We start from the raw sequence: 14,181 nt of genomic DNA, 5'->3' as shown, positions 1-14,181 counted from the left end.
GGCTAAGCACGCCCGCGGATATCGGTTATTTGTTAACAATTTCAGCGTTGTTGTTCGACCAGCAGATTTTCTGTGACGGGCAACATAAAATCGGCATGACGGTCGGCATTTTCAAAGACAACGAGGTCTTCATCCCATGAGTCGCTCTCATCACCTTCATCATTCGCGCCACTCACATGTGGAAGTGAATCCGCGTTCTGCCCAGAACATGACTACGCGCCAAAAACCGAAGAAAGAAAACGGGATTAGCCCGCTGAAACTCTTCGGACAGATTAGCGCAGCAATCGCTATCATCACCTTCCTATTCGTGCGTCTTCCCGGGCTGGAAGTCGAAGGCTCGCGTATGTTCGGCATCTTTCTTGCCGCGATCCTCCTCTGGGTGACCGAAGCGATTCCGCTGGCAGCGACTGCGACGCTGGTGATTTTTCTCGAAGTTCTTTTCGTGTCCGACCATGCGATTATTCCCGTCGGTGAAGAAGCACCCAAATACACCGTCTTCTTCGGAGCGCTCGCCAACCCTGTGATCATCCTGTTCTTGGGTGGTTTCATGGTGGCCGATGGCGCGGCGAAATATAAAGTGGACCGCGCGCTTTCAGCTGTCCTGTTGAAGCCATTCCTGGGCAAACCACGCTTGACGGTCATGGGCGTCATGCTCATTACCGCTCTGATGAGTATGTTCATGTCGAATACGGCAACGACCGCCACGATGTTCGCGGTCATGATGCCGGTCATCATGGCGTTGCCCGAAGGTAAGGCAAGAACAGGCATTGCACTGTCGATCCCCGTCGCCGCCAACGTGGGCGGTATGGGAACGCCGGTCGGTACGCCCCCGAATGCAATCGCCCTGGGCGCACTGCAGACTGCGGGTATTTCCGTGACGTTCCTTGACTGGATGATCGCCGCTGTTCCGTTGATGCTGATTGTTTTGGCGGTCTCGTGGTTGTTTATTTCGTGGCGCTACATTCCCAAGGATGCGCAGTTCGACATTGATATGACGGCCACGTTCGATATGTCGCGAAACGCGAAGATCTTCTATGTCGTTTCGCTTCTGACGATCCTGCTCTGGATGACTGAATCGCTCCACGGTGTGTCGGCGAATATCGTTGGTTTCTTCCCTGTCGTTGCACTGATGGTCTTTAAGGTTATGAGCGGTGACGACCTTCGAGCCCTCGACTGGCCTGTGTTGTGGCTGGTCGCAGGTGGTATCGCTCTTGGGTCCGGCGTTGGTAACACGGGCTTGGATAAGTGGATGCTTGGCTCTATCCAGTGGGGATCGATCCCGACGATCATGCTCCTCTTGGTGCTTGCCCTGGTTGGTTGGGTGACCTCGAACGTTATTTCGCACTCTGCGTCGGCAAACCTCTTGATTCCGATGGGTATGGGCTTGGCTACGACGATTTCAACGCCGGCTACCGAAATCGCTATCGTCTTGGCACTCGGTTGCTCGTTGGGTATGTGCCTTCCGATTTCGACTCCGCCGAACGCGATCGCCTACTCGACGGGGACAACGCCGACTCGCGAAATGGCGATCGTTGGCATCGTTGTTGGTGTCTTGGGCGTCGTCCTGCTCTCTTTCGTTGCACCGCTAACGTGGGGCGCACTCGGAGTGATCTGAGATGGTCACCGTGGGTTCTGATTCAGTTCCGCCCGGGGGCGAGGCCCCGCGAGGTCTGCATAATTGTGTGCTGAACAAGCAAGATCCGTGGGAGCGCTCGAATGTCCGCGAAAGAGGGCACAAGCAGGATGCGCACGTCCACATCCTTGTCATCGGTGATGACTCGAGGGGTCTTGCTCGCCAACTGACAACGGATATGGGGATCGCATTCCCGAATCTTTGTCTGGATCGCATCGATTCTGGCGCTGACCTGAATATTTACGATGCCTCCCTGGGCCCGGCTGACCACGTGGTCTTAGGTCTGGTGACGTCCGAAGTCACTCAGATCGATGATCTGCTGGATCAAATGGACGGTCGTCCAATTCTGGAGCCCACCCGCTGGCTGGTGGTGACGGATCAGGACGAGCACACCGACTTGGCACGAGCGACCACGTCCGACCGTTTGGCGTCCGTGATTTCGGTTCCCTGGACTGTTCCGCTTCTTCTGGGCCAGTCATATTCGACGATGGTGGGCCACCTTGAAGCAGACGGTCGAACTGATGACGAGATCCATCTTCTTCTCGGTGATCCACCAGCGAACGCCGTACGCGGTCCGTTGCTGACAGGCCTTGATCACAGCGAGCATGATGTTGTTCGCGAGCTTCTTATTGGCGTTGAAAAGGTTCTGGGTCCCAGACCGCGCCTCGTTATTGAACCAGGAACGGAACTTGCCGTTCAGGGCCAGCCGGTTGGCGCTGTCCACCTTGTGCTCGACGGCGATGTTTCACTGCACCGTGATTCCAATGGCGGGGAAGTCCTTGCGCACCTTGCATCATCCGGCCCTCTCATTGGTCTCGTCTCCCTTGCTCGACGAGAAAACGCATTCTTCACGGCGACTGCAACGTCGACGGCCCGAGTTGTCCGGCTGACCCACGAACAGCTGTCGATTGCGTTGCTTGAAGAACCGTCTCTCGCGACCCCTCTGGCCGCGCTTGCGATTCAGTCGCTGACTCGCAGACTGATGCGCGCCGAAGACCTCCACTTGGAAAACGCGATGCTTGCCGCCGACCTTGAGAGGCAGAAGCAGGAATTGGCGCGCACACTTGAAGACCTTCGAAGCACCAGGGCGGAATTGGTCAATAAGGCGAGGTTCGCGATGCTCGGCGAACTGTCGGCAGGCATAGCGCACGAACTGAATAATCCGATCACTGCGCTGGCGCGCGCGGCAGAACACTTAAATGAAGACATCGACCGTGTTTTGTCTACGTCGCCATCGCTTGAGCCAGCGCGCACGTCCATGCGCTCTGCGTTGGAAGCTCCTCCTCGCTCAACGGCCACGGAACGCGAAATTGTGAAGTCGCTCTTGTCTTCGGCGGGCGGAGACCGGCGCTTGGCGCGTCGCCTCATGCTTGCCGGCGTGACGGAGGCTGCGACGGCCAAAGCTTTGGCGCGCGGGGGAGATGAGGCGCTTAATGTCGTCGAATCCGGTTCAAGGATCGGTTCATCGCTCCGTTCTATTCGCGCAGCCTCTGACCGCGTCATCGATCTGACGAAGTCGCTCAAGGGGTACGCGCGTCCCGACGCGGTAGAACTGCACCCCATCGATGTGCGTGAAGGAGTCGATGACGTTATTCGGTTGACCGGATACAGGATGCGTGACATCGTCGTTACCCGCGACGAGGAAGATGTTCCACCGATCATGGGGATTCCCTCGAGGCTTCAGCAGGTGTGGACCAACATTCTGGTCAACGCTGCCGAAGCGATTGACGATGAGCGCGACGCTATCAAAGATCGGCGAGCGAAAGGTGAAGAATGTGCGCCTGCCCGCGGTGAAGCCCCCGCGCAGATCGACATCACCACCCGGGTTGAGGATGGTCACGTCTGCGTCGTCATCGGCGATAACGGGCCTGGCATTTCGCCGGAACTGGTGGATAAGATTTTTGAACCACACTTCACCACGAAGGCGGGCATGGTTCGATTCGGCTTAGGCATGGGAATGTCCATTGTTCGGTCGATCATTGCCGACCACGGTGGCGAGCTCACTGTTGAATCTCGCCCAGGGCGTACGGTGATGACAGCCCGATTCCCGATGATTGGTGATTCTGCTACTGAGAGTGTCACTGGTACCCATTCTTCTCAGACCGGCGCAGATTCCCCCGCCGACCATTCAACCCACGAAGCGTCCACACCAATGGAGGTAGAACGATGACACTGGCAATTCTGGTTCTCGAAGACGAAGCAGACGTGCGCGACGCGATCGAGCGTGACCTTGAAGAATTCTGGTCGAAGATCAGGCTTGAGGTCGCCGAAGATGCGGACGATGCGTGGGCTGCGGTGGAAGATATCGAGGCGGACGACGATCAGTTGGCGTTGGTCTTGTCGGACCATCGGCTGCCCGGTCGTTCCGGCGTTGACTTCCTCATTGAGCTGACGAAGGACTATCGCTTCGAGCTGGCTCGCACGGTCTTGGTTACCGGTCAGGCTGATCAAGATGACACGATCCGTGCACTGAACGAAGCAGGCTTGGACCACTACATTTCCAAGCCGTGGGATGCAGATGCTCTACGCGCCGTTGTGCGTGATCAGTTGACAAGTTTTGTCCTTGAGGCTGAGGTTGATCCGCTACCGTACATGCCACTTCTCGATGGTGTGCGAATCATGGAGGCTATCCGCTAGTTTCTGTATTCACGAGGCCGGGGCCGGGGGCGTTGCACCCCGGCCCCGGCCTCGTTTCAGCTAAGACTGTATTCGTTGCCGTTGCGACGAGTTGTGCAGGTGTCTTCTGGCTGATGAGCCCCGTGGAGCTCGGTGTGGTGGGTGCATCCATATGAAACTCGGGGGCGGGTTGCCGTAGCAACCCGCCCCCGAGGACAGTCGTATTGAGTTCAGGTGAGCGACTCAGCGAGCGCCCGGAGTAACCGACAGGTCGAAGGTGATGGTTTCACCCTCGGGGGAGGTCAGTGTTGCGGTCGTGTCGCCTTCAGCCAGAGGCTTGATCATCGGGGCATCGGAATCGGTGCCGGCAACAAACTCTGCGATCGACGCGTCTTCAACGGTGCCGGTCCAGTGTGCGGCAGCTACCTGATCAACCTTGAGAATCAGGACGCGCTTGATCGGAAGAGTCACCAGCGCACCGGAAATGGTTGCGGGATCCTTTTCGATGGTCAGCATCTGGGTCGACGCGGAAGCGGACTGAGACGTTGCAGCGGAACCCGAAGAATCGGCGGTCTCGGTTGAAGCTGACGAGCAACCTGCAAGAAGAGCGGTTGCGAGAGCAATTGTGCACAGAGAAATAGAGGTTTTCTTCATCATCTTTCAATCATACGGGTGCATTATTCTTGAAAATCCGCAGAGGTCACGTTTGAGTCCCATTTAAAACGTGACCTTTCATTCATCATTGCCAAGACCTAAAGATTAAGGAAAGACCAGTAAAATCAGGCGGAAAGTATCGGAATAGATTTGACCTGCATCGTGCGTGTATCACCCGATCATCGTCGAAAGCGTAGATGCTTTGCAAGAGCCTCGAAGAACATGGAGAAGGACATGGTTGATCTGAATACCCGCCCATCAGCACCCATCGAAAACGACACGATTGCCACTCAGCTTGGGCACCGGACAATCCGAGCTTTCACTGACAGGGCGCTTACCGAAGAAGAACTGACAACACTGTTTGAGGTTGCACGTCAGACTGCCTCTTCTTCATTCCTTCAGCAGTGCACCATCCTGCGGATCACGGATCCTGAGGTTCGTGAGAAGCTCCATCAGGCTTCCGGACAGCCATATGTTGGTGGCACGAAAGGCGAGCTTCTGGTTTTTGTCGCTGATCAGTACCGCAATGCGCGAATTCGCGAAGAAGCGGGGATCGAAGACACCCCACTTCACACGGTCAACTTGTTTCTCACCGCCCTTCACGATGCTCTGCTCAGCGCGCAAAACGTTGTTGTCGCTGCTGAATCGATGGGCTTGGGAACGTGCTACCTCGGCTCAATTCACGCGAATCCGGAACTGGTTATCGAGGCCCTTAACCTGCCGAAGCTAACCTTCCCTGTCCTCGGCTTGCTCATTGGCCACCCCGACCAGTCGCCTCAGTACAAGCCTCGCCTGCCCCTGTCGGTCACGGTCGCCGATAACACGTATCCGTGCTTGGACTCGTATGAAGAAGCTTTGGCTGAATACGACCAGAGGATCACCGAGTACTACGACCTGCGTGATACGTCCAAGCGCGTCGAGTCATTTTCTACTCTCGTACGTACCAAAGTTGGTATCGGCGGTGCACAGGTTTCAGACATTCTGAGAGTTATCCACAAGCAGGGGTTTGACCTCTAAACAAAAACCATTGTTTCGAGTACATTCAATCTCAACAGATTTGATGTAAGCGCCACGCAACACCTGAAGCAATTCGGGGGCGTTTCATTCAATGACATCGAATGAGATAAACAACGGTAGTTTCTCGCACAACAATGCGGGTGACACAACGACCTTGAGGATGTGCGACATGGAAGGCTTCGCCTACGGATTCTCGACCTACGTTTTTATCGAGCGAAACTCAGCCAACTCGGCAGTACTTCATCCCTATCCGGAAACCAAGATTGAAGCAGTCCGAGATGCGTTGGATGATGCTGGCTACGATATGGAGATTCTCGGCAAGGGAGATATCAACACTGGGCGCGAGCGCGCTGGTGAGGGCATCTACTTCACCGAACAGCCTTTCCCTGACGAGGTCCTCGGTGACTTGGCAGACGCTCTGATTGTTCGTGGTTTCGGTGCCTTTGCGTACTCGTTGATTGAATCCTCCTTCGATTCGGGCGCAAAGATCTCGCTCTTTACCCGCATGGGGAAGAACATTGTCGAGGCCGGCAATCGTGTGATTATGACCCACATGTATATCGGCGAGATCGAAGGTAGGAAGGAAGCGCGTACCTGGTTTTTCGGTTCCCCGACCGATTTGGCTGAAGCTGAAATGCTGTTGCTGTCTCGTTTTTCCACTCAGCCGGTACATGACGTTCACGGCATGGCGGCAATTGAGATCGTGCACGCGGACTACTCACAGGGCTTCCTGTCCCACACCGAATTGATGAGCGCGATGCTGAATGTGCTTGGCAAGTCCGGGTATAACGGACCCGCGTTCGTCACCGATTCGTCCATTATCTAGCGGGGGTTATGGGCTCTCGCCCAACACATGTCCTGAACATGGATGTGGGGCTCCGCGCCTTGGCGCGGAGCCCCACATCCATGTTTTATTCCTGCACGTACCTGACAGCGTTAGTGCAGGATTCGTGACAGGAAGTCTCGAGTCGCGTCTTCCTGAGGATTGTCGATCACCTGCGAGGGTGTTCCCTGCTCGACGATGCGACCGTGCTCAAGGAAGACAACGCGGTCTGCAACGTTGCGCGCGAAGCCAATTTCGTGCGTGGCCATGAGAATCGTTGATCCTTGCGCTTTGATTTCGCGGACGAGGTCCAGAACTTCGCCGACCAAGACGGGGTCAAGTGCGGATGTGATCTCGTCCAGCAGAAGTAGTTCGGGGTTGGTGGCAAGCGCGCGGACGATAGCGACGCGCTGTTGTTGGCCACCGGACAGACGATCGGGGAATTCCTTCGCCTTGCTTTCCAAACCAATTCGGCTGAGAAGTTCCATGCCACGCTGGTCAGCCTTTTCGCGATCCCATCCGTGGACCTTGCGTGCCGCCAGAGTGACGTTGGCAAGAACGGACATGTGGGGGAACAAGTTGTAGTGCTGGAAGACAACACCGATACGTGACCGAACCTTGTCGACGTTCACTGACGGATCAGTGATGTCTTCGCCAGCAAGGAAAATCTGGCCGTCGTCAACGCGCTCAAGCAGGTTGGCGCAGCGCAGAAGTGTGGACTTACCGGATCCGGATGCGCCGAGCAAGACGACGACTTCGTGTGAATTGACTGCAAGGTTCAGCCCGCGAAGCACGACGTTGTCGCCGAATCGTTTGACGACGCGCTTGGCTTCAAGGACGGGCGTGCTTGCGGTGTTCAAAAAAACGTGGGCTGTGGGGGTGCTCATCAGACGGTGCCTTCCATTTGTTCGCGCTGGCGCAGGCGTGCCGTGTACCAGTCAGACAAGCGGATGAAGGGGAATGACATGACGATAAACAGTAGGCCAGCAACGACGTACGAGGTGAAGTTGTACGTCATTGCCTGGTAGATCTGCGCTCCGCGGATCGCGTCGACAGCGCCGAGGACCGAGATCAGGCCGACGTCTTTCTGCATTGAAATGAAGTCATTCATCAATGCCGGCGTGACCTTACGGATTGCCTGCGGGACGATGATGTGGCGCAAAGTCTGGCCGTGCGTCAAGCCAAGCGAACGCGCAGCGTAACGCTGGGACGGGTGAACCGATTCCAGACCTGCGCGCAGGACCTCGGCAACATATGACGTGTAGGTGAGGATCAGCGCGACCGTGCCTAAGAACGCGACTGGGATGCGCGTTGTCGGGTTGAGTGCCGGAATACCAAAGCCAATCAGGTAAAGAACCACCAGGAACGGGACACCGCGGAAAATATCCGTGTACGCAGCCGCTAAGAATCGGATGGGGAAGAAGATCGGGCCACCCAAAGTGCGTGCCGCAGCCAGCAACGTTGCGAAGAAGGCAACGCCGATGACGGACACCAGCAGAATCCGGATGTTCAGCCACAAGCCTTTGGCAACCTGCGGGAGCGCTTTGATGAAGTGCTCGCCTGAGAAGAAGGTTTCCTGCGTGCGTTCCCACCCGGGAGAGCGGGTGATAACGAACCACATGACCAGTGCGAAGACCAGTGTCGAGGCCATGGAGATCAGAATCGATTGTGTTGCACGCTTACGCCGATACGCGCGACGGCCGAGCTCCACGTCAGAAACGGGGAGCCCGGCCATCACGTCGGTAGCATCAGTGTTTACTGCTGGGGACACGTATTGTCCTTCGTTATCAGTGCCGGCTATCGTCCGAGCCGGCAGTCAAACTGCGGTTGACGAAACGTCACTTGATCAGCGGGACCGCGACAGTGTTAGAGAGCCACTTGGACTGGAGTTCAGAAAGGGTGCCCTTGTCACGCAGGGAATCAACGGCTGCGGTGACGGCTGCGGTCAGCTTCGATCCCTTCGGCAGAACAATGCCATAGTCGTCGCCATCGGAGGTGGCCTCGAACTGGCCGACAATGACGCCATTATCGATCTGAGCGCTGGTCATGTAGAACGCGGTCGGAAGGTCGACGACGATCGCGTCAACCTGGCCGTTCTGCAGGGCAGCAAGAGTGTCGTCGGAGTTGTTGTAGATCGAAGCCTGCTTGGACAGCTGATCGCCAAGCGTGTTCGTGATGAACTGCTGCGAGGTGGTGCCGGCCTGAACGCCGAACTGAACATCCTTCAGTTTTGCGATGCTCTGAGCGGAGGCAGCAGCGGAGCCTTCAATGGCAACAACAGCCTGAGAGGTCGTGTAGTACGGGCTGGAGAAATCAACGGCCTGCTTACGCTCGTCCGTGATGGAGAACTGCTGAAGGTTAATGTCCCAGTCCTTTGCGCCCGGAGCGATCGACGAATCGAAGGTTGCGCGGGTCCACTGGACGTTTTCCTTGCTGTAGCCGAGTTCTTCGGCGACAGCGTATGCGACGGCCGCTTCGAAGCCTTCACCGGATTCGGGAGCGTTATCGATAACCCACGGGGAGTAGGCTGGTTCGCCGGTGGCGATGGTCAGCTTGCCGGGGGTGACGGTTTCAAGCGCACCAGACTGAGTGGCGACCGATGTGGCAGATTCCGACGAGGTGTCAGCAGAACCCGAGCATGCGCTCAGGAACAGTGCAGCAGACGTTGCCAGCGCGAGAGCGGAGAATGAACGGACAGAACGGCGCATCAAATGCCTCCAGTTAGCCTGATGGGAAACTCAGTCGCAGTTTTCCGCGACCTCTTCAGCCTACGGGGCGACCATGTACAGATTCGTCTGCAATCTTGCTTCACGGACGTTTGTGACAAGAAAATCACACGTTTTCTGCGAGTCTCCAGTCTTCGTAGGTGAATTCGGGTGAGACAACACACGTTGCCAATGCGACGCTATCGCGTGCGAACGTTCGCTGCCATGTTCCTGCTTTCACCAGGACCTGAACAGGGTTCGCCGCGTCGGTGGGCACCTGCGGTGTTCCGGCCTGATCAGGTGAAGGCGATGCGGACTGGGTTCCGGCCTCGTTCCCTGTCGAAACCTGGGGTGCACCCAAGATGATGGTTTCGGGTTGGTTGCATGGCGCGTCCCCGGTTCCGCCGAACTGGATTTCGAGCGCGCCCGGCCCATGCCAGAGCCACAACTCATCGAAGCGGACGACGTGCCAGCGGGCTTCCATGTCCTGGTCGAGCAGGAACAGGATCGCGGACGCGGTCGCTCGTCGCCCACCCTCCGTTTCCACGACCGCGGGCGCTGTCCATGTTCTGCGGAACCAGCCACCCTCGGGGTGTGGCTCAAGGCAAAGAGAATTCACGAGGCCGATCGCCTCGGTGGAAACGTCTAGCTGATCGGTCATCGGAGGCTTCCGTCGCGCGAGAACCTGACCTGACCTGCGATCACTGTTTCAACTTGGCGACCCGCGCCGTAGCGAACAACGTCTTCGATTGAGCCCGTGATGTCGGAAACAGGGACATCGATGACGCACAGGTCTGCCACCGCGCCCGCTTGAAGCTGACCGACGCGATCCGGTCCCGTCGCGAGTCCCATGGCCCACGCACCCCCTAGTGTTGCGGCGTTGAGTAACCTACGTGCCAGGTCGGACGCGCGATACCCCTGGTTGCGTGCGATATCGAACAGGACGGCAACATCTTCCATTACGTCCAGCGAGGGCGACGATGACAGCGAGTCGGTGCCGACAGCAATCATATTGCCCTCATTGAGGTAGGCGGCCACGGGTGGCGCATCCAAACCAATGACACGGTTCGAACGCGGGCAAAGCGCCACGGCAGTTGAACGAGAACGCAGACGGCGACGATCATCTGCCGTCATGTACACGCCGTGCGCAACGTGGCAGTCGGGGCCGAGAACTCCCAGCTGGTCAACGAACTGCGTCGCTGAGAAACCGCCACCGCGAGCGCGCATCGCCGTGAACGACGACGAGTCACCGGTGCGCCAGAGGTCTGAGAGTTCGCCCGTGCGGCCTTCAGCCCATTCGGCTTCCGAGTGTGATTCACCGAGGTGAATGTGCAGTCGAACTCCGCGTCTGCGCGCCAAGTCGGGCAGATCGAGTAGCGGGTCAGCTTCGAGTGAGTAGGGGGCGTGTGGCGAAATGCCGACGGCAGGAGGGGTGGGCATTGCGTCGAGAGCCTTCTCGACGGTTGCGGGCCCGCGCTCTTTCCAGTCGTCGTTCGTCCAGTCCATGACCTCCCAGTAGGCGATGCCGTGTAAGCCAGCGTTGTGAAGTGCGGACGCGGCTTCGGGATCGGTCACTACGTCGGCGGCGCTGGTCGTGCCCGCTTCGAGGAGCATGTGCGCGCCGGTCGACGCATCCTTACCCCAATCCAAACCGCCTGCGTCGTAGACGGCGTTGAACCCGCTGATCCAGTCGGGCATCCCTCTGTATTGCTTGACACCAACTTCGGCCATTCCCGTGTACTGCAGGTGCGTGTGCGCATTCACGAGGCCGGGAAGCAGAACCCCATCAAAGTGGCGCTCCGAATATGACAGTCCGCGCTCGGCCAGCGTTTCCAGAACCCAGTCGCGCGCCCCAACGTGCTCGATGCGACCATCTTTCACTGCGACAGCGCCATCCATGACGGACGGAGCGGTAATCGGGATAACCAGTCCGGCAGACCAGACTTGAACGTTAGACATGAGTTTCCTTCGCGAAAGAAATCGGTTGGGGTTCGGTCGTCCACTGCAGGTCGAGCGCGCGCCGTGCGACCAGATTATCTGCATCCTCGGGCAGGGAGTGCACGCCCGGTGATAACGGATCGTGTGTGGGGTTCTCGTGCGTGAGCAGTTCGCGCAGTGAAGACACCTGGACGGCGAAGCTCATATCCATGATTTCGATAGCGTTGCCTTCGCCGGCTGTGCAGTTAATGCACCCGCCCTTGTCGAGGATCGTGATGTGGCGGTGGGTGGCCTCGTTCCCCTGCGCACTACCTGGGAGAGCAGGATCTGTAGCCGTCGCGGGAACGTAGAGCAGACCGACTGCGCGATCATTGCTATCTGCCCAAGTCCAACCGGCTTTGAGAGCCTCTGAAAGGGCAACTTCGTCGGTTACGCCACCGGATACTGTCACCACGCACGCGTCGGGCATTGCAGTGAGGGCTTCGAGGGTGATCGTGTCATGTTCGCCGGTTGCGCTCATCACCCAATCGGCGTTCGCGCAGGCATCGAGAAGCGAGGCTGTCTGGAACCCGTCCATGCGAGCGCGCAGTTCGCGCACCGGATCGAGCTCCACCACCGTCACCAGAGCGCCACACGCGCGGGCAAAGCGAGCACCGCCCATGCCAACATCGCCGTAGCCCACAACCACGAAACGCTGATTCCAGAGCGGAACCCCCTGTAACTGCGGATCAACGAGGTCCAGAGAAGTCAGCAAACAGGACTGGCCCGTCGCATACGCGTTATCGAAAAGAGTCTTCGAGCGCGCATCATTCGATGCCATCACCGGGATGCGTAACGGAAAGCCCCGAAGCGGACGAATCCCCGACGTCGTCTCTTCCGCGGCACCCTTCAAGGTAGTCAGAGCGTTAGGAGCGCGCGTCTCGTCATGCGCCATGCGGATCAGATGCGATCCATCATCGAGCAGGAACTCGATCCCACTGGTCAGAAACTGGCGAGCAAGCTCTTCTTCACGCTCCGGTGTCGCGCTCGACTCCGCAAAGACGGCAAGCCCTGCCGCACGAAGCTGATCCGCCACATCGTCCCGAGTTTCATCTGCGTGCCCAAACACGCTGACCATCGCGCCCGCTTCCTTCAGCAGGAGAGCGAGCACCGCCGTCTTCGGCTCCAATACCAACGCGAGCCCGACATGACGACCCTTAAGAGCGCCCGTTGCTACAAGATCACTGACCGTCGCGCGCGTCACCGGCATGAATGATCGCGCCCACGCCAGACGACGCTGCGCATAACTCGCATCATTCTTAGGATCATAGGGATCCCGAAGAAGCTTCCCGTCCGAATCAAGAACCTGAACGTGGGGAGGAATCTGGCGAACATCAGGCTCCTCATCCACATTCACATACATGCCAACCTGCGACGGATTCACACGCACAACGGGCGCCTCATTCACGCCCACCACCACACTAATGTGCCCTAACGATTGCTCGTCAGCCTCTTCGGGACGTACAACCACCGCGTCAGCGGTGGCCTCGTCAACCGAATTCACAAACCTGACATGCGCGCCAAACCCTGAGAGCAACGACCCCAGTGCCTCGTACACCTCGCACCACCATGGCGAGGACGCGCTCGCGGACGTCAGAATCGCAAACGAGCGACCAGCAACCAGCAGATTCGTCGTTGCCGCGAAACGACGCACCACAACCTGCGCGATGGCACGCGAATCAGAAGAGGTCGAAGCAAAAGGACGAACGTATTTCATACCAACGACGCTAGCAAGACGTAGTCTCACGCACAGTCAGAGCACAAGAATTCGAACACAATCGCATAAACGTCGACAATCTCACGCATGAAATGAGACCAGGAACAGCTTTCGTGTCGGATACGTCCCCAACAATCGGGGACAATCGAAGCATGACACTGCTTGAACCCACCGACCTGTCATCCCTCGCTACCGACTGCGACCTGCGTCTTGTCGCTGTCGACATGGACGGCACCCTGCTCGATGACGACAAAAACTTCCCCGAGAGACTCCCTGAACTCCTCGACATCATGGATGAGCGTGGGATCGTGTTCGCCCCATCATCAGGACGCCAAGCATGGACGTTGCTCGACATGTTCCCCGGACGCCCCGGAATGACAGTCATCGCTGAAAACGGTGCGATTGTCATGAAAGACGGCAAGGAAGTTTCATCCAGCCCCATCGACCACGAAACTCTCCACCGTGCCATCGACATGGTGCGCGACGCCGTCGCAACCGGAATCAATGGTGGCCTAGTCATGTGTGGCAAGCAATTCGCCTACGTTGAACGCACGGACGACCTATTTGTTGACGGCGTCCTGCCCTACTACCACCGCACCAAACGAATCGCCGATCAGCACGAGATCATCGACATGATCGATTCCGGTGAAATCGACGACGACATCGTGAAGCTCGCCGTCATGTGTCTTGACCCGGTGGGCCCGCTGGCTGAAGCAACACTTGCGAACTTCGCGGACACTCACCAGTATGCGGTTTCCGGAGATAACTGGGCTGACCTGCAGATTCGTGGCGTCGACAAGGGTGATGCTGTGCTCGCACTGCAGGACGCTCTTGGCGTGACGCCCGCGCAGACCGCAGCATTCGGCGACTTCCACAACGACATCTCCATGTTCAAGTACGCCGACTGGTCGTTCGCCATGGCGAACGCTCACGCTGACGTTGTTGCGGAAGCCCGATATATTGCGCCGTCCAACAATGAGGATGGTGTCGGCCAGGTTGTTCGCACCCTGATAGGAGATGACTGATTTTCGCGAAGTGA

General features: G+C 57.7%; 14 protein-coding genes. 6 read left to right on the top strand and 8 right to left on the bottom strand.

What is annotated here, in order from left to right:
• Positions 1-41: 41 nt before the first annotated feature.
• The gene (locus tag QP503_RS03555; protein WP_257878460.1) at positions 42-176 is read right to left on the bottom strand and encodes a hypothetical protein; all 135 of its coding nucleotides are present in this window, start codon (positions 174-176) and stop codon (positions 42-44) included.
• A gap of 32 nt (positions 177-208) precedes the next feature.
• Here QP503_RS03555 and QP503_RS03550 point away from each other — a divergent pair, with 32 nt between their 5' ends.
• Genes QP503_RS03550 through QP503_RS03540 form a run of 3 tightly spaced genes read left to right on the top strand, consistent with a single transcriptional unit; the run spans position 209 to position 4,270 of the window.
• A complete protein-coding gene (locus QP503_RS03550) occupies positions 209-1,615 on the top strand; it encodes an SLC13 family permease (RefSeq protein WP_179370314.1) in 1,407 nt (468 codons plus the stop codon).
• Between the two features lies 1 nt (position 1,616).
• Positions 1,617-3,803 (top strand): sensor histidine kinase, encoded by a 2,187-nt coding sequence (locus tag QP503_RS03545; RefSeq protein WP_219585570.1) that lies wholly within the window; start codon positions 1,617-1,619, stop codon positions 3,801-3,803.
• Positions 3,800-4,270, top strand: a complete 471-nt coding sequence (locus QP503_RS03540; protein WP_006680625.1) for a response regulator — start codon at positions 3,800-3,802, stop codon at positions 4,268-4,270. The genes QP503_RS03545 and QP503_RS03540 overlap by 4 nt, the downstream gene beginning before the upstream one ends.
• 222 nt (positions 4,271-4,492) lie before the next feature.
• Here QP503_RS03540 and QP503_RS03535 read toward each other — a convergent pair whose 3' ends face one another.
• Positions 4,493-4,906, bottom strand: a complete 414-nt coding sequence (locus QP503_RS03535; protein WP_006680626.1) for a hypothetical protein — start codon at positions 4,904-4,906, stop codon at positions 4,493-4,495.
• 231 nt (positions 4,907-5,137) lie between these two features.
• Between QP503_RS03535 and QP503_RS03530 the strand changes: the two genes are divergently transcribed.
• Together QP503_RS03530 and QP503_RS03525 are read left to right on the top strand one after the other, a co-directional pair.
• Positions 5,138-5,920, top strand: a complete 783-nt coding sequence (locus QP503_RS03530; RefSeq protein WP_257878461.1) for an NADPH-dependent oxidoreductase — start codon at positions 5,138-5,140, stop codon at positions 5,918-5,920.
• Between the two features lie 91 nt (positions 5,921-6,011).
• Positions 6,012-6,746: a hypothetical protein gene (locus QP503_RS03525; protein ID WP_243440753.1), complete on the top strand. Its 735-nt coding sequence runs from the start codon at positions 6,012-6,014 to the stop codon at positions 6,744-6,746.
• Positions 6,747-6,856: 110 nt separating this feature from the next.
• On the opposite strand, the gene QP503_RS03520 is transcribed toward QP503_RS03525, so the two are convergent.
• The 6 genes from QP503_RS03520 to QP503_RS03495 all read right to left on the bottom strand — a co-directional run bounded on the left by QP503_RS03520 (position 6,857) and on the right by QP503_RS03495 (position 13,142).
• Entirely contained in the window at positions 6,857-7,630 is a 774-nt protein-coding gene (locus tag QP503_RS03520; RefSeq protein WP_257878462.1) for an amino acid ABC transporter ATP-binding protein, read from the bottom strand.
• The gene (locus tag QP503_RS03515) at positions 7,630-8,478 is read right to left on the bottom strand and encodes an amino acid ABC transporter permease (protein ID WP_219585844.1); all 849 of its coding nucleotides are present in this window, start codon (positions 8,476-8,478) and stop codon (positions 7,630-7,632) included. Before QP503_RS03515 ends, QP503_RS03520 begins: the two co-directional genes overlap by 1 nt.
• Before the next feature lie 103 nt (positions 8,479-8,581).
• A complete protein-coding gene (locus QP503_RS03510) occupies positions 8,582-9,451 on the bottom strand; it encodes an ABC transporter substrate-binding protein (RefSeq protein WP_219585571.1) in 870 nt (289 codons plus the stop codon).
• 124 nt (positions 9,452-9,575) lie between these two features.
• Entirely contained in the window at positions 9,576-10,109 is a 534-nt protein-coding gene (locus tag QP503_RS03505; RefSeq protein ID WP_285101251.1) for a cupin domain-containing protein, read from the bottom strand.
• On the bottom strand, positions 10,106-11,407 hold the full coding sequence (locus QP503_RS03500) for an amidohydrolase family protein (protein ID WP_103632851.1): 1,302 nt from the start codon (positions 11,405-11,407) through the stop codon (positions 10,106-10,108). Before QP503_RS03500 ends, QP503_RS03505 begins: the two co-directional genes overlap by 4 nt.
• A complete protein-coding gene (locus tag QP503_RS03495) occupies positions 11,400-13,142 on the bottom strand; it encodes an adenosylhomocysteinase (protein WP_285069534.1) in 1,743 nt (580 codons plus the stop codon). The genes QP503_RS03500 and QP503_RS03495 overlap by 8 nt, the downstream gene beginning before the upstream one ends.
• Before the next feature lie 152 nt (positions 13,143-13,294).
• Between QP503_RS03495 and QP503_RS03490 the strand changes: the two genes are divergently transcribed.
• Positions 13,295-14,167 (top strand): Cof-type HAD-IIB family hydrolase, encoded by an 873-nt coding sequence (locus tag QP503_RS03490; protein WP_179370097.1) that lies wholly within the window; start codon positions 13,295-13,297, stop codon positions 14,165-14,167.
• The last annotated feature ends 14 nt before the right edge of the window (positions 14,168-14,181 follow it).

The sequence above is a fragment of the Pauljensenia sp. UMB0895 genome (genome assembly GCF_030218905.1).
In the GTDB taxonomy this organism is placed as follows: domain Bacteria; phylum Actinomycetota; class Actinomycetes; order Actinomycetales; family Actinomycetaceae; genus Pauljensenia; species Pauljensenia turicensis_A.
Note: the sequence above shows the minus strand (reverse complement) of the source record. Positions and strands in the feature narration are given on the sequence as shown.

Excerpts from the sequence above, each read along its gene's own strand:
- QP503_RS03550 (WP_179370314.1), top strand. The coding sequence starts at position 209 with ATGACTACGCGCCAAAAACCGAAGAAAGAAAACGGGATTAGCCCGCTG.
- QP503_RS03545 (WP_219585570.1), top strand. The coding sequence starts at position 1,617 with ATGGTCACCGTGGGTTCTGATTCAGTTCCGCCCGGGGGCGAGGCCCCG.
- QP503_RS03540 (WP_006680625.1), top strand. The coding sequence starts at position 3,800 with ATGACACTGGCAATTCTGGTTCTCGAAGACGAAGCAGACGTGCGCGAC.
- QP503_RS03535 (WP_006680626.1), bottom strand. The coding sequence starts at position 4,906 with ATGATGAAGAAAACCTCTATTTCTCTGTGCACAATTGCTCTCGCAACC.
- QP503_RS03530 (WP_257878461.1), top strand. The coding sequence starts at position 5,138 with ATGGTTGATCTGAATACCCGCCCATCAGCACCCATCGAAAACGACACG.
- QP503_RS03525 (WP_243440753.1), top strand. The coding sequence starts at position 6,012 with ATGACATCGAATGAGATAAACAACGGTAGTTTCTCGCACAACAATGCG.
- QP503_RS03520 (WP_257878462.1), bottom strand. The coding sequence starts at position 7,630 with ATGAGCACCCCCACAGCCCACGTTTTTTTGAACACCGCAAGCACGCCC.
- QP503_RS03515 (WP_219585844.1), bottom strand. The coding sequence starts at position 8,478 with ATGGCCGGGCTCCCCGTTTCTGACGTGGAGCTCGGCCGTCGCGCGTAT.
- QP503_RS03510 (WP_219585571.1), bottom strand. The coding sequence starts at position 9,451 with ATGCGCCGTTCTGTCCGTTCATTCTCCGCTCTCGCGCTGGCAACGTCT.
- QP503_RS03505 (WP_285101251.1), bottom strand. The coding sequence starts at position 10,109 with ATGACCGATCAGCTAGACGTTTCCACCGAGGCGATCGGCCTCGTGAAT.
- QP503_RS03500 (WP_103632851.1), bottom strand. The coding sequence starts at position 11,407 with ATGTCTAACGTTCAAGTCTGGTCTGCCGGACTGGTTATCCCGATTACC.
- QP503_RS03495 (WP_285069534.1), bottom strand. The coding sequence starts at position 13,142 with ATGAAATACGTTCGTCCTTTTGCTTCGACCTCTTCTGATTCGCGTGCC.
- QP503_RS03490 (WP_179370097.1), top strand. The coding sequence starts at position 13,295 with ATGACACTGCTTGAACCCACCGACCTGTCATCCCTCGCTACCGACTGC.